A 25,591-nucleotide genomic window follows, 5' to 3' on the forward strand; every position below is an offset into this window, starting at 1 on the left:
GTTTTAAATGAAAACCCGATCACATTCAAGTGGAGTCATATCATGAGTAAAAACTGCGGAGGCCCCTGTGGCGACCATGCAAGGCCTGCGGCGGATACCGATATACAGGCCTCCTCCGAAGCGCCGGGGAGATGGGTCAGCGTTTATGCCGTGCCGAAGATGGACTGTCCGTCAGAAGAGCGAATGATTCGCCTAGCCCTGAGCGGCTTTGAGGAGATTCGAGCGCTGTCCTTCGACTTGTCGAACCGCCGGCTGAAGGTCGTGCATGACGGCGAGGTCGAGCCCGTCACATCGAAACTGAAGACCTTGGGGCTAGGCGCCTCGCTTCAGGAAAGCGTTGCTGCAAATCCGGAGACCATCAAGGCCGCCGAGTTCTCGGCAGCTTCTGCTAAGCAAGAATCCGGGACCCTGCGCTGGTTGCTCGGCATCAATGCACTTCTGTTCGTGGTGGAAATGACTGCCGGTCTGATGGCTCAGTCAACTGGCCTCATTGCAGAGTCCCTGGACAATTTTGCTGATGCGGCAGTGTACGGACTCGCTCTTTATGCGGTTGGGCATAGCGTGAAAAGGCAGGTCCGTGTTGCGCACGTTGCTGGTGTGGTCCAACTGGTTTTGGCTGTTGGCGTACTCGTAGAGGTCGTGAGGCGCTTTGTATTCGGTAGTGAGCCTGAATCGCTGGTGATGATAGCCATCGCATTCGTCGCATTGATTGCCAATACCGCCTGTCTGCTGATGGTATCCAAACATCGAGGGGGCGGAGCTCATATGAAGGCTAGCTGGATATTTTCGGCCAACGACGTGGTGATCAACCTGGGGGTCATCACCGCCGGCGCCCTGGTCGCGTGGACCGGGTCCAATTATCCGGATCTGATTATCGGCACCATCGCGGGGGTCATTGTACTTAACGGTGCCAGACGCATTCTGGCGTTGAAGGGTTAAATAATGCTCATTATTGGCAAAAAGCTCTCGCCGTATGCCCTATTGTCCATATCGGGCCTGCTGGCAGCGTCTGATCAGGCTGTAAAGTGGCTGGTGCAGCAATCAATGGCCTATGGCGAGTATGTTTCGGTGACCCCGTTCTTTAACTGGGTGCACCTATGGAACACCGGTGCCGCATTCAGTCTTTTTGCGAATGGTGGAGGCTGGCAGCGCTACTTTTTTATCGGAATCGCGGTAGTGGTCTCGATTTTTCTGATCAAGCTGATCCTTGAAAATCGTCATAAAGGAGAAGCCATCGCTTACAGTCTTATCCTCGGTGGCGCCATGGGCAACCTGATTGACCGGGTCTTTCGCGGCTATGTTGTGGATTCCTTTGATTTCTATTGGCGAGACTGGCATTGGCCGGCCTTCAACCTGGCTGATATTGCAATTGTCCTCGGTGCCTTACTTTTAGTTTCCAGCAGCTTGTTGGGTAAAAAAGGGGTCGTCTCAGAAAACGGAAAATAAAGCACGCTAAGCCGGTGGCAGCGGTCGCAATGGCCTAAACTTCCCCGCACCGACCTTGGCGCTGCTGCGCCATAGGTAATCGCCGGTCAGGTTGATGTGCTCCCACCCCAGCGGCGACAGATATTGCAACAATGTGTCGTCCAGCGCCGTGCCGTTGCCACGCAAAGCACTGGTGGCACGCTCCAGATATACCGTGTTCCACAACACGATGGCCGCCGTCACCAGATTGAGGCCGCTGGCCCGGTAGCGCTGGTGCTCAAAACTGCGGTCGCGGATTTCACCCAATCGGTAGAAGAAGACCGCCCTGGCCAGCGCGTTGCGCGCCTCGCCCTTATTCAGCCCCGCATGGACGCGGCGGCGCAGCTCCACGCTTTGCAGCCAATCCAAAATGAACAGCGTGCGCTCGATGCGCCCCAGCTCGCGCAACGCCACGGCCAAGCCGTTCTGGCGCGGGTAGCTGCCGAGTTTGCGCAGCATCAGCGAAGCCGTTACCGTGCCTTGCTTGATGGAGGTGGCCAGCCGCAGAATTTCATCCCAATGGGCGCGTATTTGCTTGATGTTCAGCCTGTCGCTGCTAATCATCGGCTTGAGCGCGTCATAGGCGGCATCGCCCTTGGGGATGAATAGCTTGGTTTCGCCCAAGTCACGGATACGCGGCGCGAAGCGAAATCCCAGCAAATGCATCAAGCCAAACACGTGATCGGTGAAGCCTGCCGTGTCGGTGTAGTGTTCCTCGATGCGCAAGTCCGACTCGTGGTACAGCAGGCCATCAAGCACGTAAGTTGAATCACGAATGCCCACGTTGACCACCTTGGCACTGAAGGGCGCGTACTGGTCGGAGATATGGGTGTAGAAAGTCCGTCCTGGACTGCTTCCATACTTCGGGTTGATATGACCAGTGCTTTCTGCTTTGCTGCCGGTTCTGAAGTTCTGGCCGTCCGACGATGACGTGGTGCCGTCACCCCAGTTGCCGGCGAAGGGTTGCCGAATGAGCACGGCCAGCGCGCCCCACAAGTAGCCGGTGATCGGTTTGTGCGTCTCAGACGGCAAGTGCTCTGGGCTGTTCATGGCAGACTCTCCGCGTGCTGTGCCGGTTCGGTTGGCATGGCGGCCAGTTGCATTTCGAGGCTGGCCAGGGCCTCGCGCCGACGCTCGACGAGTTGCCGCAACACGGCAAGCTGCGCAGACGCACCGTCACCGTCCGCAGCATCCAGCGCCCGGCACAGCCGCGCCAGTGCGTCCAGGCCGATACCCGCTTCGAAGGCAGCCCGTACAAAGCGCAGCCGTTGCAACGCGGTGTCATCGAACAAGCCGTAGCCGCCCGTGGTGCACGCGACCGGCCGTAGCAATCCGCGCAGCAGGTAGTCGCGCACGATATGCACGCTCACCCCGGCATCAAGGGCCAGCCGGGACACTGTGTAGGCGCTCATTGAACACCTCCTTTTCCTCATCCGGCGCAGCACGAAAGCTGCTTCACGTCCTTGCTGAAGGTCTGCGCCGCGAGCTTCAGCCCTTCGACCATGGTCAGGTAGGGGAACAATTGGTCGGCCAGTTCCTGCACGGTCATACGGTTGCGAATGGCGAGCACCGCCGTCTGGATCAGTTCACCCGCTTCCGGGGCCACCGCTTGCACGCCGATGAGCCGTCCGCTACCTTCCTCGATGACCAGCTTGATGAAGCCGCGTGTGTCGAAGTTGGCAAGCGCACGCGGCACGTTGTCCAAGGTCAAGGTGCGACTGTCGGTCTCGATCCCGTCGTGATGTGCTTCCGCCTCGCTGTAGCCCACGGTGGCGACCTGCGGGTCGGTGAACACCACGGCCGGCATTGCGGTCAGGTCCAGGGCCGCATCGCCGCCAGTCATGTTGATCGCAGCACGGGTGCCGGCCGCTGCCGCCACATAGACGAACTGAGGCTGGTCGGTGCAGTCGCCAGCCGCATAAATGTGTGGCGTACTGGTGCGCATGCCCTTGTCGATGACGATGGCCCCCTGCGCATTGGCAGCGACTCCCGCCGCTTCCAAGGCCAGGCTGCGCGTGTTCGGTGCCCTGCCAGTGGCGACCAGCAGCTGGTCGGCGCGTATTTCACCGTACCCGGTGGTCAGCACGAATTCGCCGTCCACATGCGCGACCTGGCTGGCTTGCGTGTGTTCCAATACCTTGATCCCTTCGGCACGGAACGCGGCTGTAACGGCCTCGCCGATGGCCGGGTCTTCGCGGAAGAACAGCGTGCTGCGTGCCAGGATCGTCACTTTGCTGCCCAGCCGGGCAAAGGCTTGCGCCAGTTCCAGCGCCACCACAGACGAGCCGATCACGGCCAGGCGCTCGGGAATGGTGTCGCTGACCAGGGCCTCGGTGGAAGTCCAGTAGGGTGACTCTTTCAGGCCCGGAATCGGCGGCACGGCCGGGCTGGCACCCGTGGCGACCAGGCAGCGGTCGAACGCCACCACACGCTCGCCGCCATCGTTTAAACGGACGGCAAGGCTCTGGTCGTCCTTGAAACGCGCTTCACCATGCAGCACGGTGATGGCCGGGTTGCTGTCCAGGATGCCTTCGTACTTGGCGTGGCGCAGCTCATCGACGCGCGCCTGCTGCTGGGCCAGTAGTTTGCTGCGATCAATCGCAGGCACAGTCGCCGCGATGCCACTGTCGAATGGGCTTTCACGGCGCAAATGGGCGATATGGGCAGCGCGGATCATGATCTTGGACGGCACGCAGCCGACATTGACGCAAGTACCGCCGATGGTGCCGCGCTCGATCAGCGTGACGTTCGCACCTTGCTCGACGGCCTTCAGCGCCGCCGCCATCGCGGCTCCGCCGCTGCCAATAACGGCGACGTGCAGTCCGTCCCCATCACCACCAGCCTTGTCGCCACCGCCCAGCCATCCCAGCGCCTTGCCAAGCAGTCTGCCCCGCGCTGAAGTGGATGGGGCATCGGCGGGTGTGGCCTTGTAGCCGAGGCCGGCCACAGCGGCGGTCAGCGCCTCTGGCGAGGTGCCGGGATCGGTGGCGAGTTGCGCGGAGCCTTTCGGGTAGGACACGAGCGCCGACAGCACGCCCGGCACTTTCTCCAGGGCGTCCTTGACATGTGTCGCGCACGAGTCGCAGGTCATTCCGGTGATATTCAAATACATTGCATCGTTCCTTGTCGTTTCGGCAACTGCCAATGCAGTTAGCCGTGTTTGGGTGGTAGTTCGCAGCGGCGGTTGGCCGGTGAGAGCAGATCCCAGATCGACACCCCGATCATCAAGGCCAGACCGACATAGAGGAGGTTCGCCGTCCACCAATTGCCAAAAAACAAGAGCATGGCCGCCAGCACGATGGCTGGGCCGACCATCCCGAGCAGGCTGCGGTACCATTGCCGATGACTCAGCCAGCCCAGTGCATTCGCCAGCAAAGCCACGACTGCGAACAGCGGCAGCAGCTTGGAGATAAACAACCCTTCGTATTCCTGTAGAAAGCCAAGGCCGATGGCCGCGCCCAGGCTGGCGATAGCCGGGAAACAGGCAGCGCATCCCATCGCGGAAACAACGCTGCCAAGCGCGCCAGCCTTGTCGGCAATGCGTGTAATCAGTCCCATGATCGCCCCAGGTTCGGGTTCAGTGGCTCACTGCTTGACGCTGGACGGAAAGCCCGCATCGCCAGTGGCCTTGATCAACTCATGCACACTGGTCTTGGCATCATCGAAGGTGACAACCGCTTCGCGTGGTTCGAAGGTAACGTCAACTTTATCAACGCCTTCAATCCTGGAAATCGCCTTCTTGACGATGATCGGGCAGGTGGGGCAGGTCATGCCCGGTACGGACAGCGTGACGGTCTGGGTGGCGGCCCACACGGGGGCAACAACGGCAGCGAGGGCGAGGGCGGCAAACAGTTTTTTCATGATGAACTCCTGTGATTAATAGAAAAATGGCATGACGTAGGGAAATCCGAGCGCGACCAGGACCAGCGCGGCCACGATCCAGAAAATGAGCTTGTAAGTAGCTCGCACTTGGGGAATCGCGCAGACCTCACCCGGTTTGCAGGCTTGCGCCGGGCGGTAGATGCGCCGCCAGGCGAAAAACAGCGCGACCAGCGCTGCGCCGATGAAGATCGGGCGATAGGGTTCCAGCACCGCCAGGTTGCCGATCCATGCCCCGCTGAACCCCAAGGCGATCAAAACCAGCGGCCCCAGGCAGCAGGCCGACACAAGAATGGCGGCCAGCCCACCGGCGAAGAGCGCGCCGCGCCCGTTTTGTGGTTCAGACTTTTGTGGTTCAGACATACGCTTGTCCTTTCAAATTTGGTTTGGATAGCTTAAGCTTACTTCCGTAGTTATGTACGGAGTCAAGCGATATGCAAATTAATTTTGAGAATCTGACCATTGGCGTTTTTGCCAAGGCGGCCGGGGTCAATGTGGAGACCATCCGGTTCTACCAGCGCAAGGGCCTGCTGCCGGAGCCAGACAAGCCCTATGGCAGCATTCGCCGCTATGGCGAGGCGGATGTAACACGAGTGCGGTTCGTGAAATCGGCCCAGCGGCTGGGCTTTAGCCTGGACGAAATCGCCGAGCTACTGCGGCTGGAGGATGGCACCCATTGCGAGGAAGCCAGCGGCCTGGCCGAGCACAAGCTCAAGGATGTGCGCGAGAAGATGGCCGACTTGGCACGCATGGAGGCCGTGCTGTCTGAACTGGTGTGCGCCTGCCATGCGCGGAAAGGGAACGTTTCCTGCCCGCTGATTGTGTCACTGCAAGACGGAACGAAGCTCGCTGCATCGGCGCGGGGGAGTCACGGGGTGACTACGCCTTAGCGTGCTTTATTTTCCGAATTCTGAGACGACCCCAAAAAGCAAACACCAATGCCGAGCCGGATGGATCTGACTGACACCTACGCCTATACAACACCATGACCGAACTTCCCGACAACATCCTTCACCTGCCGCAATACCAAGTACTGGGCTGCAAATCAACCGACGACGAAATGCACTTCCAGGTGGACGTGCCCGATCCCATCGCCTGCGAGGAATGCGGCGTGCAGGGTGAGTTCGTACGGTTCGGCAAGCGTGACGTTCCCTATCGTGATCTGCCCATCCACGGCAAGCGGGTCACTCTCTGGGTGGTCCGCCGCCGATACACCTGCCGGGCCTGCAAGACAACATTCAGGCCCCAGCTACCGGAGATGGTGGACGGATTCCGTATGACACTGCGGCTGCATGAGTACGTGGAGAAGGAATCCTTCAACCACCCCTACACCTTTGTGGCGGCACAGACCGGCCTGGACGAGAAGACGGTGCGCGACATCTTCAACGCCCGCGCCGAGTTCCTGGGGCGCTGGCACCGCTTCGAGACGCCCCGCATCCTGGGCATTGACGAGCTATACCTGAACAAGCGCTACCGCTGCATTCTGACCAACATTGAGGAGCGAACCCTGCTCGACCTGCTGGCCACCCGCCGCCAGGACGTGGTGACCAACTACCTGATGAAGCTGAAAGACCGGCAGAAGGTCGAGATCGTCAGCATGGACATGTGGAACCCCTACCGGGCAGCGGTCAAGGCTGTGCTGCCCCAGGCCCGTATCGTGGTCGATAAGTTCCATGTGGTGCGCATGGCCAACGATGCCCTAGAGAGAGTGCGCAAGGGCCTCAGAAAGGAACTGAAACCGTCCCAGAGCCGGACTCTCAAGGGAGACCGGAAAATCCTGCTGAAACGCGCTCACGAAGTCTCAGACCGGGAGCGCCTCATCATGGAGACCTGGACAGGCGCGTTCCCGCAACTGCTGGCCGCCTACGAGCACAAGGAGCGCTTCTACGGCATCTGGGACGCCACCACACGGCTCCAGGCAGAAGCCGCCCTGGACGAGTGGATAGCCACCATCCCGAAGGGCCAAAAGGAAGTCTGGAGCGATCTGGTCAGGGCAGTGGGAAACTGGCGCGAAGAGACCATCACCTACTTCGAGACGGACATGCCCGTCACCAACGCTTACACGGAGTCCATCAACCGACTGGCCAAGGACAAGAACCGTGAAGGGCGCGGTTACTCCTTCGAGGTGATGCGGGCACGAATGCTCTACACCACGAAGCACAAGAAGAAGGCACCGACTGCGAAGGTCTCTCCTTTCTACAAGAAAACCATCGGTTACGGACTGCCGGACTTCGCAGAGGAACTCAACTACGGAGTCGATCTATCAACCATCTGAGGGTGGTATCAGATTGATGGGGTGAAGGTGCCCCATCAACCATTAAATCCGTATACCCAATATTAGAAAGTACAGCCAATAAAATCCGCGCTGCAACGCACTTAAAGTGATATTAAGTTAACATGTGCGTTAAATTTTATCATCTAATTCAATGACAGTTTATGATTCAATGTAAACGTTTTTCACCAATTCCGAACCAACTCCCCACTGGCCTGCTCATCGGGCCAGACCACAACTTTTTCACCATCTTGCCATTGAATAATGACACCTTGGTGGGCGATTTGGTAACCACGCTCGTCCACGCGAAACCGTCCAAATACCGTGTAAATATCAAGATCAAGGATTTCCCGCCGGACACTATCGGCGGTTAACGAATTCGCTCGCCGCACGCTTTCCGCCCAAATTTGGCAGGTCCCATAAGCCCCCGCGGCATGGAAGCTCGGAGCACGCTCAAAGCGTGCTTGATAGGTCTGTGTAAAGGTATCAACCCCCGGATTGTCCAGGGTTGGCTCCCATGCGGAAAGACCTAACACACCGTTCGCATGTTCACCTAAGGCATCGGAAAATTCTTGCACAGCACCCGAGGTACCGAATAACTTCAGTTCGATACCTGTTTCAATTAGGGCCTCACGCATCGCGATAAAATCATCTAGCGCGCTTGCGGCCATGGCAAGCACCTCCACTCCTTCATCTGCGAGCTGCTGCGCAATCGAATTAAAATCACCGACCCCACTTGGGTAGGTTTCGTGAAACACAAGATGAAGACCGCGAGCCGCAATTTCATCAACGGCGCCCTGACCCGCTGCACGCGGGAATAAAGCATCTTCTTGCAGAACCGCAAATTGGGTGAAACCCTCGCGCTCGCCAAGTGCAATGACACCACTCAAAAATACTTCCGCTGGTGGCAACACCATAAATAGATACTCACGCCCCTGCTCCCAAATTGAAGAGGTCGCAGCGAGCGGAGAAATATGGACGTATTGATGTTCCTCGGTAATGGGTGCGACCGCTTCGGTTAAGGTTGAGCCATAAGGACCGAGAATGGCATCCACACCCTCCTCTTCAATGAGCCGGCGATACAGTGCTTGAGCTTGCTCTGAATTCGATTCATCATCGTAGATAATAAACTCGACGGGCCGATTCAAAACTCCGCCACTTGAATTTAAATGCGCCTCACATAACCGATATCCATTCATTGCCGCGGTACCTTGCGTTGCAAGTGCACCACTTTGCGACATCGTCGCTCCTACACGAATTGGCGTGGGTCCATCAATGAATAGATCCGGCGGAGTATCAGGCGTGCACGCACTCACAAGCGCAACCGCCCCAAATAGCAGAAACGCTTTGGAGGCTCCCTGTAGGATTGGCTGTAAATTGCTTTGACACTGCGTGTCTCTTGATTTTTGTGACCTGTTAACGTGCAACATGACGCTTTCCCTTTGATAGAAACATTGGAATGGACTCGACAGACGCCAAGAAAAAATTCACCATAGCACAATCAAGAGAGAACGCGCGAACCCCCTTTAACTTAGTTTTACGCCTGAGAGAGGAAGACTTCCATGCCGCCATTATCAAGCTCGCAAACAGCCAATTTCAGTGCCAGCTATGCCGAGCTTGGAGCTTTTTTTTCGCGGGCCATTGCCCCCACACCGGTTGCAGCACCTCAATGGATTGCATGGAATGTCGAACTTGCGAACAAATTAGGATTATCAGGGTTGACCCAAGACGAGGCGCTGGACATCTTCTCCGGAAATGAGTGTCCTTCCTGGGCGCACCCTATCGCACAAGCATACGCGGGTCATCAGTTTGGTCATTTTGTCCCCCAACTCGGTGATGGGCGCGCGGTCCTCCTCACCGAACTGACCACGCGTGAACCAAAGGCAATGTTCGATTTGCAACTCAAGGGATCCGGACCGACGCCATTCTCGCGCGGTGGAGACGGACGCTCCGCTCTCGGTCCCGTCCTTAGAGAGTATCTCGTAAGCGAGGCAATGCACGCGTTAGGTGTTCCCACCACGCGCGCACTTGCAGCGATTGCAACGGGCGAATGGGTCTATCGAGATGAAGCGCTTCCGGGCGCTGTGTTTACCCGCGTGGCCCAGAGCCACATTCGGGTGGGGACATTTCAGTACGCTGCGGTCCACGGCGGGCCTGAGCACGTAAAAATTCTGGCTGATTATGTTATTGCGCGACATTTTCCGGCGCTTTTGGAGATCAAGCCAGACACATTACGTTATCGTCAATTTTTTCATTCAGTCGTTCAAGCGCAAATGAAACTGGTGGCTGAATGGCAGCGGGTTGGTTTTATTCATGGAGTCATGAACACAGATAATACCAGTATATGTGGGGACACAATTGATTATGGCCCCTGCGCTTTCATGGATGTCTTTCGACGAAACCAAACGTTTAGCTCAATTGACCGACACGGACGCTACCGGTATGAGAACCAGCCACGGATAGCTCACTGGAACATGGCGCGTTTTGCAGAAACGCTGCTCCCACTTATCCATAAAAACGAGTCCGACGCTGTGACCCACCTAACAGCGCTCTTACAAAACTTCGAGCAAGATTATCAGAGCGTTTGGCTGCAGTGTATGGCTCGTAAGTTTGGGATCGGTGTGACGGAAAATAGTGATACGCAAGCACGTATCCACAATCTCATTGAACAATTTCTTACCTGGCTAGAGGTGAATGAACGTGATTTCACATGCAGTTTTACTGCACTAACAGATTGTTACTTGTACCACACGGAGATCACAGCAGATTTGATCTGCACGGCTTTAGAGGCGGATCCGAATGATGAAGTTCTCACCCAATGGATTGATGAATGGCTCTCACACCTAAGCACTCAGCAATCTGAGCAAATCACTGAACGGATGACCCACGCAAACCCACGTCGGATCCCGCGAAACCATCAAATTGCAGCAGCAATTTTTGAAGCTGAACATGACGGAGACCTGAGTCGCTTCCATCGATTGCTCCGTGCTTGGGCTTCACCCTATGCGGATATCGAGGAGTTTCGTGATTTAGAGCAGCCGCCGGCCCCCGACCAACAGGTCACACGGACGTTTTGTGGCACTTAAGTTCGACGTACTTTCACCATGTCGGATAGTGGGTTCGCTGCTGTGAAAGTGCGCTTGTCGCTTGTCGATTTTTCAACCCCATGCCAACATAATCAAAATACGCATAATAATTATAACGTCACAACAAAGTAATCGAGCCTATATGCAAACAAATTCACTGACCGCCCGTTTATTGCTGCGGGTTGTTATCGCAAGTTCCTTGGTCCTTGCCATCGCCGGCGTGAGTGGCTTTTACGTGTCATACCATCAAGCATTTCAGGCTCAAGTGGATCACCTACAGTATGACAAGCAACAGCGAATTGCCCGAGAAGCCAGCGTTTTTCGGCAAGCAGAAGATACGGCTGCGCTCCTCGGACATTATTTTCAACTCGCTTATGAAAATGCCCCGACTCATCTCGACTGGGAGGCTATATTTTGGGCACTTCATGAAGAGACAGAGCCAGGAGTCGTCCGATTAAAGCAGGATTTTTTTGATGGTGAGATACTACCCGCGGAATTCAGCTCAGCTTTCTCGGACCGTCGACTCCAATCACTTTCGTCGTTTATCGGACGCAGTGATGTGCCATTAGACGAAGAGCGCATGCGACGCATTGTGATCGCAACGCAGCTACTGCACCGTTTTGCGCCAGCATGGCAGAGGTTCTATGAAAATACCCACATCAGTATGCCCGAGAATGCCCTCATCCAATATTCGGTCACACAGCCATGGGGCAGACAAGCTCGTCACGATCTTATTATGACGGACTATTCAGTGGTCCGCTCCACGCTCCAGAGTGAGAACCCAGAGCGTCTTGGCGCATGGACCGGACTCTATTACGACCTCTCGTCTGAGCAATGGGTTATCACCTACCAGAAGCCAATCGACAGCAAGGGGAAACATCTTGGAACCCCAAGTCATGACGTGAGTCTTGCCAGCATCATCGACCGACTCATCGAGCGCGGAGATAGTCCTGCACAGCATTTAATCATCAATACGCAGGGGCAAATCATAGCGGCACCGGCAACTTTTTTAGACGGCCACCAAGAGTCTGGCATTATCAACATTGAAACCCTCGAAAGCCCACTGATTCAAGGAATATGGGATCGATTGGAAACACAATCGGGCCCCTTCCTTGAGACACTGGACGTCCACGATGTGCTGGTTCTAGCTGAGCAAGTTCCGGGGCCTGGTTGGTGGTATGTCACGGCTTACCCGCTCAGCGCTATCCACTCAAGCGCCCTGTATGCACCAATTCGCTTTGTTATTATTGGTTCACTCTTCGCATTTTTACTCTTGGTTGTGCTGTACGTTTTTGTCCAGCAGCAAGTAACTAAACCTTTAAAGAAGCTCACACAATTAACACATGATGTAGGCGCCCACCGCTTCGAGCAGATTACCGAATTAAAACTGCAACCCAACCGCCACGCCGCAGAAATCAGTGCACTGCTTCGGTCATTCCAACAGATGGCAACGCGAATTTTAAGAAATCAGCAACACCTAGAAACAGAGGTGGAATCTCGTACAGCCGAGCTTGCAGCCGCTAATGCACGACTACACGACATGGCACATGTCGATGGATTAACCGGCTTGCTGAACCGCAGAGCATTCAACCGGGACCTACAATCAATGATCAGCGCGGCCACGCAGCCCAAATCCGCGGCAGTGGTCACCATTCTTTTGCTCGCCGATGTGGATTACTTCAAACCGTTTAATGATACCTATGGTCATGTCGAAGGGGATCAGGTTCTAAAACAGCTCTGCAGTGCTTTCGATCGTCATTTTAAACCGCAAGCATACCGATTCGGTGGTGAGGAGCTTGCTGCAATCTTTGAGGTACCTCTCGAAGCTGCGCACGCTCGTGCGATTGAGTCTGCAGAGGCGGCCCGTGAGGATATTGAATCCCTAAACATTCGCCACCAAGATTCTCCGTTTAAAGTCGTCACCGTTAGTTTTGGAGTCACCATCATACAACCTGATGACACCATCGAGTCCGCTCTTGATCGCGCAGATCAAGCCCTTTATCAGGCGAAAGAAGCGGGCCGAAATCAAACTATCTTCCGTTCACCACGAGGCCACAGTTCGAAATAATCTGACCGCGACCAATAAAAAATGCCAGCATTATCGCTGGCATTTCATGATTAGAACGAACACGAGCACTTACGCGGGTTGCGCATCCTCGGCATCTTTTAAGGGAGTATCGTCACTACCCGACCGCTCGCGCGCGAGATAGAGGTAAACTGCCGGAAGCACAAAGAGCGTAAACAAGGTTCCAATCGTCATACCGGTGAAAATAATCAGGCCCATTGCATATCGTGCGCCACCCCCAGGCCCCGATGCTACGAGTAACGGAACAACCGCCAATACGGTTGCTGCAGTCGTCATGAGGATTGGACGTAAGCGAATCGCAGCGGCTTCTTCAATTGCCTCTCGCTTACTGCGCCCTTCTTCTTGCAGGCGGTTCGCGAACTCCACGATCAAAATTCCGTGTTTCGCGATCAAGCCGATCAGTGTGACCAACCCCACTTGGGTGTAAATATTCAAGGAGGTGAAGCCAAGGCTGACAAAGATCAGTGCCCCACAAATACTCATCGGAACTGTCACCAAAACAATGATGGAATCACGGAACGATTCAAACTGCGCAGCGAGTACCAAGAAAATAATGATCAAGGCAAAGAAGAAGGTCACCACCAATTGCTGTCCTTCCATCACAAATTGGCGTGATTGACCTGCGTAATCCACGGAGACGCCATCAGGCAATCGTTCTGCTGCGATAGATTCAAGCACACCAAGTGCCTCGCCAAGTGATACACCCGGACGCGGGACCCCTTCAATTTTAACTGCATTCAACTGTTGGAAACGACTGAGCTGACGCGGCTGGACCGATTCTTCCAAGCTCACCAATGCACTCAACGGGACAAGCTCTCCTTGGCGGTTTCGCGTGTAGAAGTCCTTTAGCTGATCCGCTGAAAGTCGTTCACTGCGTTGCACTTGAGGAATCACGCGATACGAGCGATTCTCCATGGAAAAACGCCCGGCAAACGCGCCCGCCATCAATGATGAAACGTCTCCGGCAATTTGCGCCATATCCACACCCATCAAGGCCGCTTTTTCCCGATCAATCTGAATAGTCTGCCGCGGACGGTCCACCCGCAGATCCGTATCAAGAAAGATAAAACGGCCACTGCCCATCGCTTCATTTCGGATGTCATTGGCAATCTCCTGAATATTCTCAACTGGCTGGGTTGAGAGCAAGACAAACTCGACCGGCAAACCACCACCAGGACTCGGAAGTGATGGCGGCACAATCGCAAACACGTTTAATCCCGGGATTTGCTCAAGAAACGGGGTAATATCGTGCTCCAATACTTCTTGGGTCGAACGAGTTCGTTGATCCCAGGGCGCAAGGCCAATTCCTGTTCCGACACTGCCCGGCCCGAGCATTCCATTGATTACAAATGCCATATCGATTTCATCGACATCCCGCTGCAAATGCGCCATTCGTTGCGAGTTTTGCTCAATGTAATCAAGTGTCGCGTAACCATCTGCAGTTCCAATCACAAACACAAAACCAAGATCTTCTTGAGGTTCAAGCTCGGAGTTACTGGTCACAAACAAGAAGTAACAGGACACCAAAACAATCACGCCGAAAACCGCCAACACAGATTTTGTGTCAAGCGCGCTATGGAGACGTTTCTGGTACCAGTTTTTTAGGTTGTTGAAGCGTTTATCTAGCCACATTTCAAGACGCGGACGTTTACTTCCATCGCGTCGAGAACGCAGAATTTTTGAACACATCATTGGAGATAAGGTCAATGCCACGACACCGGAGAGAATGACCGTACTAGCCAGCGTAAAGGCAAACTCAACGAATAGAGTACCTGTCAGCCCCCCCACGAATCCAATCGGCACGAATACCGCTACCAAGGTGGTCGACATGGCAATGACAGGACCGGCAAGCTGACGCGCACCCAAGATAGATGCATCCAAACGTGACATACCATTCTCAACGTGCCGCGAGATATTCTCGAGCATGATGATGGCATCATCAACCACAATTCCGATAGCCAGCACCATGGCTAGCAACGTCAGCAAATTGATCGAGAACCCTAAGGCAAGCATTGCTAAAAAGGTTCCAATCAATGACAGAGGTACCGCCACTGCAGGAATAATGACCGAACGCAGTGAACCGAGGAACGCATAAATAACCGCAAGGACGATGACGAGAGCGAGAACAATGGTCATCACAACTTCATCGATTGCGTTTTGAATATACTCTGTTGAATCGTATGAGATACTCGCGTCCAGCCCTTGTGGTAACTGTGGAACAATATCGCGATCCCAGACGCGCCGAACATCTGCGATGACATCAAGCGCGTTTGCATCCGGAGCGATTTCGATACCAATGAAAGTCGCCTGCTCACCATTATAAAGGGCTGAATTATCATAGGATTCGGAACCCAGTTCGATTTCGGCAATGTCCCGTAAGCGCACCACCGCCCCGTTGTCTGCACGCACGATTAAGCGTTCAAAATCTTCCACGGACCGTAAATCCGTATCGGCATTCAAATCAATCGCGACGCGGGTTCCTTTCGTCCGCCCTACGGCACTTAACACGTTGTTCGCCCGCAACGACTGCATCACATCACTACCAGTGACATTCAACGCGGCCATCCGCGCAGAATCCAACCAAATACGCATAGCAAAGGTTTGCGCACCGAGGATCTGTGCCCGTTGGACACCTGCAATGGTCGCGAGTTGAGGCTCTACAACGCGCACGAGATAATCGGTGATCTGATTTGAATCCAAGATATCGCTGTAAAACGACAGATACATCGAGGCAACATCTTGCCCTACCGACAATTCAACCACGGGATCGAGCGCATCTTCCGGAAGGTCAGAGCGCAGCTTATTCACTTGGGCGGCAATCTGCGTTAACGCTGCGTTCGGATCATAATCTAGGCGCAAGTAAGCCGTGATCGTACTCATACCCGAAGTCGATGACGAGGTGATGTAATCGATCCCCTCCGCAGCAGCGATTTCACGCTCCAACGGTGTGGTGATAAACCCTTGAATGAGCTCTGCATCTGCTCCGATGTAACTGGTCGTTACCGTAACCGCAGCATTCCGAATTTCTGGGAACTGTCGTACGTTCAGATCAAACGCTGCGCGTAACCCAACCAGCAGAATCAACAAACTTACGACCGTTGCGAGAACCGGCTTCTTTACGAAAATATCAGTAAACTTCATAGACACTCCGGATTAGCGATTCTCTGGCTGAGGTTGACGTTCTTCAGGAGGCTGAACATCTTCGTCTTCCGTGATACGCACTTTCGCATCATTTCGGAGTTTCAATAACCCAGACGTCGCTATCCGATCACCAAGTTCCAGACCTTCTGTGATTTCAATCAGATCGCCTTGGGTTTGCCCTGTGCGGATCAGGCGTTGTCTGACACGCTTCTCACCGTCCGATTCTTCAATGATATACACGACATTTCCAAACGGGTTGAACTGCACGGCGGTGCGAGGAATAACTTTCACCTGACGCGGGTCCCCAAAGGTCATCCGAACCCGACCAAACATACCCGGACGCGAAATCTCGTCCTGGTTTTCAAAGGTCGCTTGAACTTCGACGGTGCGCGTGCTCTCGTGAATACGTGGTTCAATGGCGGTAATTTCTCCACGGAACCGCTCGCCGGTCATGGCGTCGACTCCTGCAGAGACCGTTTGCCCCACACGAATTCGCGATAAGTGCTGCTCGGGCATGCTGAAATTTAAAAAGATAGGTGCGAACGATTCGAGGGCGACAAGTTCGGTCCCCGCATTGATGAATTGTCCTTTATTAACGCGCCGAAGTCCGGTTATCCCATCAAAAGGTGCCCGAATCGTTTTTTGTCGAATCATTGCCTCTTGTGCCTGAACAGCAGCCTGCGCTTGGGCTGCCTCGCTCAGGGCGCGCTCTACTTCCGATTCCGAAATATTTTGCGTCGCCCGCAAACGCTCGAGACGCCGTGCCTCGGTTTCCGCAATGCGTTGCGCCGCACGCAAACGCTCTAACTCCGCTTCATCCACATCGGTGTCGAGTTTAAAAAGAAGTTGCCCTTGTTCAACCCGCTCACCATTCGAAAAACCAATCTCGGTCACAATACCGCTCATTTGACTGGCCAACATGGTTCCATTCACCGCTTTGAAGGTTCCAACCGCCGACAATTCTTGAGTCCACTCATCTTCTCTGACTTCTGATGCGGTGATCGTCGCCGTCGGTTCAGGCATGTTGTCAAAGAAATCGTTCATAAAATAGTTACCGATGGCTTTGTAGCCAAAAATCAGGCCAAACACGATGAGGGAGCCAAGTAACATCAGAAACATTCGTAGTCGCATGTGCGAGAGTCCTTACTACAATACTGAAACAATAGAGCTGGATAAGCGGGGCTATCGAGTACAGCATATACCCGATTATGCGGAATTTAGTTCACTAAGGCTGGCAAGTTAACACCTAATTAACACCCCGAAGCGACCGTCAGTTCAGTTTTATGAACCTTCCGGTACAGTTTGAAATGGTAGCATATCTGAGAACATAGTGGCGAGACCAACGCGCCATTTTCTAAAAAAACTTCACTTGAAGCGTCGGCGCCATCCAGTCTGCTTGCTCCTCCTCCCCACTCGCAGTGGCGTCCAGCGGGCTCTTGATTGAATAAATTCACGCCAACTGGCATACTATGGGCCGAATTTTCCAGCACATTTCAGCTCCACCATCTCGGGTGGCTAACCAATAGGAATGACAATGTCGACTGATAAATCTACCATCATTTATACCGAAACCGACGAGGCACCGCGTCTTGCCACATATTCTTTGCTGCCCATTATCCAAGCCTTCACCAAGGCAGCCGGTATTTCGGTTGAAACCCGTGACATTTCGCTCGCTGGGCGGATCATTGCCAACTTCCCAGAGTACCTTCAGGAAGAACAACGGATTGGCGATGCGCTCGCTGAATTAGGTGAAATGGCGAAAACGCCTGAAGCCAACATCATTAAACTCCCGAACATCAGCGCATCCATCCCACAGATGACTGCCTGCATCAAAGAGCTGCAGAGCCAAGGATACGCGCTCCCGGATTACCCGTTCGAACCGAAGAACGACGAGGAGCGGGATATCAAAGCACGCTATGACAAAATTAAGGGCAGCGCCGTGAATCCAGTGTTGCGCGAAGGAAACTCTGATCGTCGCGCGCCGGCCTCTGTAAAAAATTACGCAAAGAAAAACCCACATCGGATGGGGAAATGGAGCAAGGACTCCAAAACCCACGTCGCACACATGCAGGATGGTGACTTCTATAGCTCAGAGCAATCGACGACTTTCGCTCAGGCTGACACGTTGAAAATTGTGTTGAACACCCCGGCCGATCAAATCGTGCTCAAAGAAGGTGTCAAAGTTCAAGCCGGTGAAGTTGTTGATGCAGCTCTGATGAGTGCCGCACAACTCCAGGCATTCTTCGCCAAAGAAACAGCGGCTGCGAAAGACGAAAATGTTCTTCTTTCACTGCACCTGAAAGCGACCATGATGAAAGTGTCTGATCCCATCATGTTCGGTCATGCTGTAAAAGTTTACTTCAAAGCATTATTCGACAAGCATGCAACCTTGTTCCGCGAGCTTGGTGTGGACGCGACCAATGGTTTTGGTGATGTTGTGGCGAAAATCGCACAACTGCCGGAAGACCAACGTACTGCTATTGAGTCTGACATTCAGGCTATCTATGCGGCGCAGCCAGCACTGGCTATGGTGAACTCCGATAAAGGCATCACTAACTTGCACGTCCCAAGTGACATCATTATTGATGCGTCAATGCCCGCAATGATTCGTGATGGCGGCAAGATGTGGGATCCGCAAGGGGGCCAACAAGACACCAAAGCGATGATTCCGGACCGCTGCTACGCTGGCGTGTATCAAGAAACCATCAATTTCTGCAAAGAGCATGGTGCGTTTGATCCGTCAACCATGGGAACCATCCCGAATGTTGGATTGATGGCTCAGAAAGCGGAAGAGTACGGTTCTCACGATAAAACCTTCGAAATCAGTGCGAATGGCACCGTTCAAGTGCTCAACAGCAAGAACGAGGTTGTTTTCGAACATGCGGTTGAAAAAGGCGATATTTGGCGGATGTGTCAGGTAAAAGACGCACCGATCCGTGACTGGGTAAAGCTTGCTGTGAATCGCGCACGTTTGAGCGAGACCCCTGCAGTGTTTTGGCTCGATAAGAACCGTGCCCATGATGCGCAGTTGATCGCGAAAGTCGAAGCTTACTTAGGTGAACATGACACGGATGGTCTGGACATTCAGATCCTCGCTCCAGTTGAAGCAACGCGTTACTCACTGACTCGCATGAAAGATGGAAAAGACACAATTTCAGTCACCGGTAATGTACTGCGTGATTACCTCACTGATCTTTTCCCGATTCTTGAACTCGGTACGTCTGCGAAAATGTTGTCGATTGTTCCATTGATGAACGGCGGTGGATTATTTGAGACCGGAGCGGGCGGTTCTGCACCAAAACACGTTCAGCAGTTTGTGGAAGAAAACCACTTACGCTGGGACTCTCTCGGTGAGTTTTTAGCGCTCGCGGCATCACTGGAGCATTTGAGCCAAGTGACGGGTAATGCACGTGCTCAGGTCTTGGCTGACACCTTGGATCAAGCAACGGCAAAGTTCCTTGATGAGAACAAGTCACCATCACGCAAAGCAGGTGAGCTCGATAACCGAGGAAGCCACTTCTATCTGGGAATGTATTGGGCTGAGGCGCTCGCAGCACAAGATACGGATGCAGATCTGAAAGCACGTTTCGCGCCACTGGCTAAAAAGCTTGGGCAGAACGAACAGGCGATTGTCGATGAACTGAACCGCGTACAAGGCGTCGCGGTTGAGATTGGCGGCTATTATCAGCCAAACAGCGACCTAGTGAGCAAAGCAATGCGTCCTTGCCAATTGCTGAATGAAGCACTAGCGAGTCTGTAAGCTTAACCACTCAAAACACAAAGGGCATCCAACTCGGATGCCCTTTTTTTTTTGCTCACATTATTTGTTCATAAGAAACACCAAAAAACAAAAGGCAGCCCGGAGGCTGCCTTTCTAAATTCGGTTTTGAACCTATTGCTTACAGAGCAACGATGTTCTCAGCCTGAGGACCTTTCTGACCTTGAGTCACAGTGAAAGATACCTTTTGGCCTTCTGCCAGAGTTTTGAAACCGTTACCCTGGATAGCACTGAAGTGTGCGAATACATCTGGACCGCCTTCGCGCTCGATGAAACCAAAGCCTTTAGACTCGTTGAACCACTTAACAGTACCAGTAATAGTATTAGACATAATCTTAAATCCTGAAATTTCTAAATTTGATAAAGTGTGTAGGCACTTTAATGAGTGCATTAACACACAGGTCATGCGGGAAAAATAAATTCAAACTTAAGGAACTTCAGAACGAGGACGACTGGTTCGACTAAACGAAAAGTGCGGCGACGTGTTGGAGTGTTAAATCTATATCTTTCAAGCACAGTTCATAGAATACAGGAAAGCCCAGAAATAGCAATGGGTTTCGATAAATCAACGAATAAATTTGTCGTTTCAACCGAGAAGCTTCCCCTTTGCGTTTACACCACGGTCGATTTCGTTATAGTAAAGCCTGCTTTGCTCCCCGGAGCTTTTTTAGGAGAAATTGGAAATGAAACGCCTTGTTCTTTTATGTTTGTTGTTGATTGTCCCTTGGGGGGTGTCTGCATCTGACGAGAAAACAGTGCTCTCTGTTGAGTTGATGTGGGAATTAAAACGGCTCGGAGCGCCTGTTATCTCTCCGAATGGAGATCATATCGTTGCGCCGGTAACGCGCTTTGATATGGATACCGACCGCGGACATACCCAACTTTATTTATTCAATCCAGATGGTTCTGTCCAGCGTCCTCTTACCGCAGAAGGAATGCGTGCCAGCGAGGCTACATTCTCACCTGATGGTTCAACCCTCGCGTTCATCAGCCAACGGCATGACGATGAGGCAGGACAAATCTACTTACTCCCCATGGACAGTCCGGGTGAAGCGAAACGATTAACTCAAGTCCCGACGGGAGTGTATGGTCTGAAATGGGCCGGTGAACACCTGTATTTCATTGCGCGCATCTGGCCTGAAAAAAACTGGGACGAGATGAAGGAGCAAATCAGCAAAGAGCGCAGCTCCAATGTTTCAGCGCATAAATGGACTGCCCTTCCCTTTTCCCATTTCGATCATTGGATCGATGAAAACCGTCAGGCCCATGTCTTTCGGATTCCAGCCGAAGGCGGCGATGTTGAGCCTGTCACTCAGAAATTCGGAATTGAGCTTCCTCGCTCAAGCCAAAGCCGAGCAAGCTATGATGTCGATCCAAGCGGAACGTGGATCGCATTTACGAGCGATAGCAAGCAAGATGGTGTCGATCCAGAAATCGACATCTTCTTAGGGCGCATTGGTTCCGACCGCGCAGAGAACATCACCGAAGACAATCCGGGCCCCGACAGCAACCCGATGTTCAGCCCGAACGGTCAGATTCTTGCTTATACCCGCCAAGTAATTCCGGGCTTCTACGCAGACACGTCGAATATTGTTCTCTTTGACATGGAGCGTCGGACCCACCGTGAAATTACTGGCGAATGGGACCGCTCAGCCAGTGGCCTTGTATGGACTCCAGACAGCCAGGGCTTCTTCGGTTCAATCGACGATGCTGCCACCGTTCGCGTATACCATATCAACGCCCGCAATGGACAAGTTCGCGCCGTGACAGGTGAGACGAACTTTGGTGGTCTCGCGATTGCGAATAATGGCACGCTCGTTGGCACGAATGAAAGTTTCCTCTACCCGCCTCGTCTTGTCCGAATTGACCCTCAATCAGGCGCGACAACCCGTTTAGACACGTTTAATGATGAGATTCTTGCCAATGTCGATTTTGGCACTTACGAATCGGTCACGTACGAGGGATACAACGGACAAGAGATTCAAATGTGGGTGCATTACCCGCCAGGGTTTGATGCCGACAAAAAGTATCCGCTATTCCTCTTGATCCATGGCGGCCCACATAACGCGATCAGCAATGGTTTCCACTGGCGTTGGAATGCACAAACCTTTGCTTCGTGGGGTTACGTCACTGCGTGGCATAACTTCCATGGGTCAAGCGGCTTTGGTCAAGCATTTACCGACAGCATTAACCCGGACTGGAAAACGGCGCCATACGCAGACACGATCGCTGCGGCTGAATGGTTTAAAGAACAACCGTGGATTGATACCGAACGGATGGTGGCTGGTGGTGCGAGTTATGGGGGCTATTTGAGCTCAATTCTGTTGGGCAAAGAGCACCCGTTCAACGCACTGCTCATTCATGCAGCTGTCTACAATATGTACTCTCAAATGTCTGCTGACTTTGCAGTGCATTCGGTACGGTTTGGAAATTACTGGGACAACCCCGATATTTATAAATCCATTTCTCCGCATTACTTCGCGGAGAACTTCAACACACCGGCCCTGATCATTCACGGTCAGTTGGACTATCGAGTTCCGGTTGGACAAGGCTTCGAATTATTCCGCACCTTGCAAAGTCGTGGTGTTGAATCTCGAATGATTTACTTCCCTGACGAGAACCATTGGATTCTAAAACCGAATAACTCCGTGTACTGGTACAACGAAGTGAAAGACTGGGTCACCCGCTTTGCAGAGCCTGGCGGTCAATAAGCGCCCTTGTCCTAATAAGCCCGCATACCCTGCGGGCTTTTTTATACATGGGGCATGGCTCTTGATATTGCTGTTTACAGAAGAGACCTATACCTTATTGAGGAAAGCATTATTTCTCTCGCTCGAGTGCGTTTGAGCTCTCATTGAAGGATACGACTACCATGGATAAAACGCGAAGCGCAGATATTGTCACGTTCACCATGAATCCTGCGATCGATATCTTCGGCGCAACACCAACTCTGTTCGACGACAGTAAAAGCCGCTGTGAGAAAGCGCTGCAGCAACCGGGGGGCGGCGGCATTAATGTTGCGCGAAATATTTGCCGAATGGGAGGTAATGCACACGTTGTTTATCCCGCCGGAGGACCAAACGGTGAGCTTTTAGAGATCCTATTGAATGATGAAGGAACGCCACAAACCGTCATCCCCATTGCGGACCACACACGCCAAAACATGGCGATTACTGAGCTTTCCTCAGGCAAATTCTACCATTTTGTCTTTCCAGGCCCTCGTTTAACGGCAGCAGAACAAGAAGCGTGTTTCAATGCCATCTTCGCTTTTAACCCTCCGCCTCGCTTTGTTGTCTTAAGTGGAAGTCTTCCACATGATGTTCCGCTCGACTTCTATGGCCGCATTACGAAAAAAGCGAATCAACAAGGGAGTCGTGTCATCCTCGACACCTCTGGCCCTGCATTGCAAAATTCACTGTATCAGGGCGCATGGTTAGCCAAACTGAATCGAAAAGAATTCGCATCATTAGGGTTCCCTGAAGATGATGACGTTTCGTCACTCGCCCGTAATATGAACACGCTCCTGGCAAAAAATGCCGTCGAACACTTAATCGTTACATTAAGCCGAGGTGGTGCAGTGCTTGTCTCAAATGGGCAATCCCCCGTATTTTTTAAAGCACCACAGGTCCCTATTATTTCGCATGTTGGCGCCGGTGATGGCTTTGTTTCTGCCCTTACGTATCAACTGGCACAAGGTGCCGATTTAACCACAGCAACGCGATACGGTGTCGCAGCGGCAACCGTTGTGATTCAAACCGAAGGGAATCAACTGACCGACTTCAACAAGCTCACCGAAACCGTCGAACTGATTGAAGAGCAAACAATTCATGGAAATTTTACGTAACCAGATGATAGCGCATTGCCTTAACGCCATGGCGGTCAAAATTCTGTGCTAATGTAAGACTTAAGGTCGCAGCGCCGCGCGCACGACCAAACCAAAGCCGTAAGGATACGAAGAGACTTCCGATGAACGATGCGCAAAAACCCGCTGCCGAGATTCATGATCAAACCCTACACCTGTTCGGTGAATGGCGCGTAACGCAGTTCCAAGCGGTTCGTGCAGAACTTGAAGCGCTCGACTCAGACTCGCTCGCTGCGATACAACAGTTAGAGACCCACGAACTCGACTCCATTGATAGCAGTGCAGCCCACGAATTGATGCAATTTATTGCACCTGAACGCATTCTCTCCATGGAAGCTGAGAACCAACCCGAGCATCACATGAAGTTGCTGCATGCGGTGGCCCGAGCGTTGCAAGGTAATGAACCTCCTGCGCCCCGTCCCTACCGTTTTGGTGATGGGATCGCTGCCTTAGGTAAGACCATCACGCAAAAAGCGACCCATCAAATCGAACAGACCAACCAACTGTTGAATTTTATTGGGTTGGTCTTGCTTCGTGCGCTCAAAATCATCGTGCTCCCTCATCGTTGGCGCGTCACCTCATTTTTTGTTCATGTTCATCAAAGTGGCCTGAATGCGATCCCAATTGTTGCGTTGCTGACTTTTTTAGTCGGGGCCGTGGTTGCTTTTCTCGGAGCAACCGTTCTAAGTGACTTTGGCGCAACCATTTATACCGTTGACTTAGTCGCTTATGCATTTATGCGTGAACTTGGCGTTTTATTGACCGCTATCTTACTCGCCGGGCGGACGGCCAGTTCGTATACGGCGCAAATCGGTGCGATGAAAGTGAATCAGGAAATCGATGCATTGCGGGTTCAAGGCCTCGATCCGATCGAACTTCTCGTAGTTCCTCGGCTTTTTACGTTGTTATTTATGCTTCCCCTTCTCACACTAGTCGCGATGGTCTCAGGAATCATAGGGGGGTTGGTTGTCGCGGTGTTTTCGCTTGATATTTCGGTGACGCAATTCTTTCGTATCGTACAGGAAGTGCCCATTCGACATCTTTGGGTTGGCTTAGTGAAAGCCCCCCTGTTTGCCGCTGTGATCGCGATCATTGGTTGTCTCGAGGGCTTTAAAGTAAAAGGTAATGCACGGTCCGTGGGCCAACATACAACATCCGCCGTCGTTCAAGCGATTTTTATCGTGATTCTGTTTGACGCCATCGCAGCCTTGTTTTTTATGGAAATGGGGTGGTAGCGAATGCGCGAATCGGTAATTGAAATACGGGGATTGCGGAATCAATTTGGTCATCATGTGGTTCATGATCAGCTGGATCTCACCCTACCCCGGGGTGAAATACTGGGAGTGGTGGGTGGCTCAGGTGCTGGGAAATCTGTTTTACTCCGGAGTATCGTTGGCCTCCAGAAACCTGCCTCAGGCCACATCGAAGTGCTCGGTATCGATGTTCAGAAAGCAAGCAGTCGCGAACGCCTAGCACTCGAGCGGCGCACGGGCGTTCTCTTTCAGTCAGGCGCGCTGTTTTCATCCATGACCGTCGTGGAAAACGTTGCCATGCCCCTTATTGAGCACGAGCATTTACGAAAGTCAGATGCCTTAGAGCTTGCGCGCATGAAGTTAGCGTTAGTCGGTCTTCCTGGACATGCAGGTGACCTCCAACCCGCTGAGCTATCCGGGGGGATGGTCAAGCGCGCCGCCCTTGCTCGCTCTTTGGCTCTTGAACCGGAACTACTTTTTCTCGATGAGCCGACAGCAGGGTTAGACCCGATTGGCGCTGCCGCTTTCGATGAGCTCATTGTCACGTTGCGTGATGCACTTGGGCTCACGGTATTCCTCGTGACCCACGATTTAGATACGCTGTATCAAGCGTGCGATCGAATCGCTGTGATTGGCGAGAAAAAAATATTAATTCATGACACCCTATCTCAGGTTGCGAGTTTCGACCATCCGTGGGTTCATGACTATTTTCATGGACCTCGGGGTCGTCAAGCCGCCGCAGTCGGGCAGCAACGGAGGAGTTTGTAACA

Annotated in this window: 20 protein-coding genes and 1 pseudogene; 11 read left to right on the forward strand and 10 right to left on the reverse strand. The window is 53.0% G+C overall.

The window, feature by feature from the left end; genetic code table 11:
* Positions 1–42 precede the first annotated feature (42 nt).
* A complete protein-coding gene (locus CWE11_RS02080) occupies positions 43–939 on the forward strand; it encodes a cation efflux transmembrane domain-containing protein (protein WP_126775936.1) in 897 nt (298 codons plus the stop codon).
* 3 nt (positions 940–942) lie between these two features.
* Positions 943–1,446: a signal peptidase II gene (gene lspA, locus CWE11_RS02085; protein WP_126775937.1), complete on the forward strand. Its 504-nt coding sequence runs from the start codon at positions 943–945 to the stop codon at positions 1,444–1,446.
* A 6-nt stretch (positions 1,447–1,452) separates the two neighbouring features.
* Here lspA and CWE11_RS02090 read toward each other — a convergent pair.
* The 6 genes and pseudogenes from CWE11_RS02090 to merT all read right to left on the reverse strand — a co-directional run.
* Positions 1,453–2,499: pseudogene (locus tag CWE11_RS02090) on the reverse strand (Tn3 family transposase); the annotation flags it as partial.
* Between the two features lie 11 nt (positions 2,500–2,510).
* Entirely contained in the window at positions 2,511–2,876 is a 366-nt protein-coding gene (gene merD, locus CWE11_RS02095) for a mercury resistance co-regulator MerD (RefSeq protein ID WP_001277463.1), read from the reverse strand.
* Between the two features lie 17 nt (positions 2,877–2,893).
* Positions 2,894–4,576, reverse strand: a complete 1,683-nt coding sequence (gene merA, locus CWE11_RS02100; RefSeq protein ID WP_003055149.1) for a mercury(II) reductase — start codon at positions 4,574–4,576, stop codon at positions 2,894–2,896.
* A 38-nt stretch (positions 4,577–4,614) separates the two neighbouring features.
* Positions 4,615–5,022: an organomercurial transporter MerC gene (gene merC, locus CWE11_RS02105; protein WP_000522993.1), complete on the reverse strand. Its 408-nt coding sequence runs from the start codon at positions 5,020–5,022 to the stop codon at positions 4,615–4,617.
* 27 nt (positions 5,023–5,049) lie between these two features.
* Positions 5,050–5,325, reverse strand: a complete 276-nt coding sequence (merP, locus tag CWE11_RS02110) for a mercury resistance system periplasmic binding protein MerP (protein WP_016915549.1) — start codon at positions 5,323–5,325, stop codon at positions 5,050–5,052.
* Between the two features lie 15 nt (positions 5,326–5,340).
* The gene (merT, locus tag CWE11_RS02115) at positions 5,341–5,706 is read right to left on the reverse strand and encodes a mercuric ion transporter MerT (protein WP_126775939.1); all 366 of its coding nucleotides are present in this window, start codon (positions 5,704–5,706) and stop codon (positions 5,341–5,343) included.
* A 71-nt stretch (positions 5,707–5,777) separates the two neighbouring features.
* Between merT and merR the strand changes: the two genes are divergently transcribed.
* Positions 5,778–6,233 carry an Hg(II)-responsive transcriptional regulator gene (merR, locus tag CWE11_RS02120; RefSeq protein ID WP_008609174.1) on the forward strand — a complete coding sequence of 152 codons (456 nt, stop codon included), beginning with the start codon at positions 5,778–5,780 and terminating at the stop codon, positions 6,231–6,233.
* A gap of 95 nt (positions 6,234–6,328) precedes the next feature.
* Positions 6,329–7,618: an ISL3-like element ISPpu12 family transposase gene (locus CWE11_RS02125; protein ID WP_126775940.1), complete on the forward strand. Its 1,290-nt coding sequence runs from the start codon at positions 6,329–6,331 to the stop codon at positions 7,616–7,618.
* A gap of 182 nt (positions 7,619–7,800) precedes the next feature.
* Here the strand turns inward: CWE11_RS02125 and CWE11_RS02135 are convergent, their stop codons facing one another.
* Positions 7,801–9,045 (reverse strand): amino acid ABC transporter substrate-binding protein, encoded by a 1,245-nt coding sequence (locus tag CWE11_RS02135; protein WP_126775941.1) that lies wholly within the window; start codon positions 9,043–9,045, stop codon positions 7,801–7,803.
* Positions 9,046–9,177: 132 nt separating this feature from the next.
* Between CWE11_RS02135 and CWE11_RS02140 the strand changes: the two genes are divergently transcribed.
* Both CWE11_RS02140 and CWE11_RS02145 read left to right on the forward strand, forming a co-directional pair.
* Positions 9,178–10,701 carry a protein adenylyltransferase SelO gene (locus CWE11_RS02140; RefSeq protein ID WP_126775942.1) on the forward strand — a complete coding sequence of 508 codons (1,524 nt, stop codon included), beginning with the start codon at positions 9,178–9,180 and terminating at the stop codon, positions 10,699–10,701.
* A 142-nt stretch (positions 10,702–10,843) separates the two neighbouring features.
* Positions 10,844–12,769 (forward strand): sensor domain-containing diguanylate cyclase, encoded by a 1,926-nt coding sequence (locus CWE11_RS02145; protein WP_126775943.1) that lies wholly within the window; start codon positions 10,844–10,846, stop codon positions 12,767–12,769.
* Positions 12,770–12,838: 69 nt separating this feature from the next.
* Here CWE11_RS02145 and CWE11_RS02150 read toward each other — a convergent pair whose 3' ends face one another.
* The gene (locus CWE11_RS02150; RefSeq protein WP_198675558.1) at positions 12,839–15,928 is read right to left on the reverse strand and encodes an efflux RND transporter permease subunit; all 3,090 of its coding nucleotides are present in this window, start codon (positions 15,926–15,928) and stop codon (positions 12,839–12,841) included.
* 12 nt (positions 15,929–15,940) lie between these two features.
* Positions 15,941–17,059: an efflux RND transporter periplasmic adaptor subunit gene (locus CWE11_RS02155; RefSeq protein WP_126775945.1), complete on the reverse strand. Its 1,119-nt coding sequence runs from the start codon at positions 17,057–17,059 to the stop codon at positions 15,941–15,943.
* A 403-nt stretch (positions 17,060–17,462) separates the two neighbouring features.
* Between CWE11_RS02155 and CWE11_RS02160 the strand changes: the two genes are divergently transcribed.
* Positions 17,463–19,688 carry an NADP-dependent isocitrate dehydrogenase gene (locus CWE11_RS02160; protein WP_126775946.1) on the forward strand — a complete coding sequence of 742 codons (2,226 nt, stop codon included), beginning with the start codon at positions 17,463–17,465 and terminating at the stop codon, positions 19,686–19,688.
* Positions 19,689–19,827: 139 nt separating this feature from the next.
* On the opposite strand, the gene CWE11_RS02165 is transcribed toward CWE11_RS02160, so the two are convergent.
* Positions 19,828–20,037, reverse strand: a complete 210-nt coding sequence (locus CWE11_RS02165; RefSeq protein WP_126775947.1) for a cold-shock protein — start codon at positions 20,035–20,037, stop codon at positions 19,828–19,830.
* Between the two features lie 352 nt (positions 20,038–20,389).
* On the opposite strand from CWE11_RS02165, the gene CWE11_RS02170 reads away from it, so the two are divergent.
* From CWE11_RS02170 to CWE11_RS02185, 4 genes are all read left to right on the forward strand, one after another.
* Positions 20,390–22,417 carry a S9 family peptidase gene (locus CWE11_RS02170; protein WP_126775948.1) on the forward strand — a complete coding sequence of 676 codons (2,028 nt, stop codon included), beginning with the start codon at positions 20,390–20,392 and terminating at the stop codon, positions 22,415–22,417.
* A gap of 161 nt (positions 22,418–22,578) precedes the next feature.
* A complete protein-coding gene (locus tag CWE11_RS02175) occupies positions 22,579–23,550 on the forward strand; it encodes a 1-phosphofructokinase family hexose kinase (RefSeq protein ID WP_126775949.1) in 972 nt (323 codons plus the stop codon).
* Between the two features lie 122 nt (positions 23,551–23,672).
* Positions 23,673–24,803 (forward strand): MlaE family ABC transporter permease, encoded by a 1,131-nt coding sequence (locus CWE11_RS02180; RefSeq protein ID WP_126775950.1) that lies wholly within the window; start codon positions 23,673–23,675, stop codon positions 24,801–24,803.
* Positions 24,804–24,806: 3 nt separating this feature from the next.
* Positions 24,807–25,589, forward strand: coding sequence for an ABC transporter ATP-binding protein (locus CWE11_RS02185; RefSeq protein WP_126775951.1), 783 nt, complete (start codon positions 24,807–24,809; stop codon positions 25,587–25,589).
* The last annotated feature ends 2 nt before the right edge of the window (positions 25,590–25,591 follow it).

The sequence above is a fragment of the Aliidiomarina sanyensis genome (genome assembly GCF_003987175.1).
GTDB lineage: Bacteria > Pseudomonadota > Gammaproteobacteria > Enterobacterales > Alteromonadaceae > Aliidiomarina > Aliidiomarina sanyensis.

Excerpts from the sequence above, each read along its gene's own strand:
- CWE11_RS02080 (WP_126775936.1), top strand. The coding sequence starts at position 43 with ATGAGTAAAAACTGCGGAGGCCCCTGTGGCGACCATGCAAGGCCTGCG.
- merP (WP_016915549.1), bottom strand. The coding sequence starts at position 5,325 with ATGAAAAAACTGTTTGCCGCCCTCGCCCTCGCTGCCGTTGTTGCCCCC.
- CWE11_RS02170 (WP_126775948.1), top strand. The coding sequence starts at position 20,390 with ATGAAACGCCTTGTTCTTTTATGTTTGTTGTTGATTGTCCCTTGGGGG.
- CWE11_RS02160 (WP_126775946.1), top strand. The coding sequence starts at position 17,463 with ATGTCGACTGATAAATCTACCATCATTTATACCGAAACCGACGAGGCA.
- CWE11_RS02155 (WP_126775945.1), bottom strand. The coding sequence starts at position 17,059 with ATGCGACTACGAATGTTTCTGATGTTACTTGGCTCCCTCATCGTGTTT.
- merR (WP_008609174.1), top strand. The coding sequence starts at position 5,778 with ATGCAAATTAATTTTGAGAATCTGACCATTGGCGTTTTTGCCAAGGCG.
- merC (WP_000522993.1), bottom strand. The coding sequence starts at position 5,022 with ATGGGACTGATTACACGCATTGCCGACAAGGCTGGCGCGCTTGGCAGC.
- CWE11_RS02135 (WP_126775941.1), bottom strand. The coding sequence starts at position 9,045 with ATGTTGCACGTTAACAGGTCACAAAAATCAAGAGACACGCAGTGTCAA.
- merD (WP_001277463.1), bottom strand. The coding sequence starts at position 2,876 with ATGAGCGCCTACACAGTGTCCCGGCTGGCCCTTGATGCCGGGGTGAGC.
- CWE11_RS02175 (WP_126775949.1), top strand. The coding sequence starts at position 22,579 with ATGGATAAAACGCGAAGCGCAGATATTGTCACGTTCACCATGAATCCT.
- CWE11_RS02180 (WP_126775950.1), top strand. The coding sequence starts at position 23,673 with ATGAACGATGCGCAAAAACCCGCTGCCGAGATTCATGATCAAACCCTA.
- CWE11_RS02140 (WP_126775942.1), top strand. The coding sequence starts at position 9,178 with ATGCCGCCATTATCAAGCTCGCAAACAGCCAATTTCAGTGCCAGCTAT.
- lspA (WP_126775937.1), top strand. The coding sequence starts at position 943 with ATGCTCATTATTGGCAAAAAGCTCTCGCCGTATGCCCTATTGTCCATA.
- merT (WP_126775939.1), bottom strand. The coding sequence starts at position 5,706 with ATGTCTGAACCACAAAAGTCTGAACCACAAAACGGGCGCGGCGCGCTC.
- merA (WP_003055149.1), bottom strand. The coding sequence starts at position 4,576 with ATGTATTTGAATATCACCGGAATGACCTGCGACTCGTGCGCGACACAT.
- CWE11_RS02150 (WP_198675558.1), bottom strand. The coding sequence starts at position 15,928 with ATGAAGTTTACTGATATTTTCGTAAAGAAGCCGGTTCTCGCAACGGTC.
- CWE11_RS02125 (WP_126775940.1), top strand. The coding sequence starts at position 6,329 with ATGACCGAACTTCCCGACAACATCCTTCACCTGCCGCAATACCAAGTA.
- CWE11_RS02165 (WP_126775947.1), bottom strand. The coding sequence starts at position 20,037 with ATGTCTAATACTATTACTGGTACTGTTAAGTGGTTCAACGAGTCTAAA.
- CWE11_RS02185 (WP_126775951.1), top strand. The coding sequence starts at position 24,807 with ATGCGCGAATCGGTAATTGAAATACGGGGATTGCGGAATCAATTTGGT.
- CWE11_RS02145 (WP_126775943.1), top strand. The coding sequence starts at position 10,844 with ATGCAAACAAATTCACTGACCGCCCGTTTATTGCTGCGGGTTGTTATC.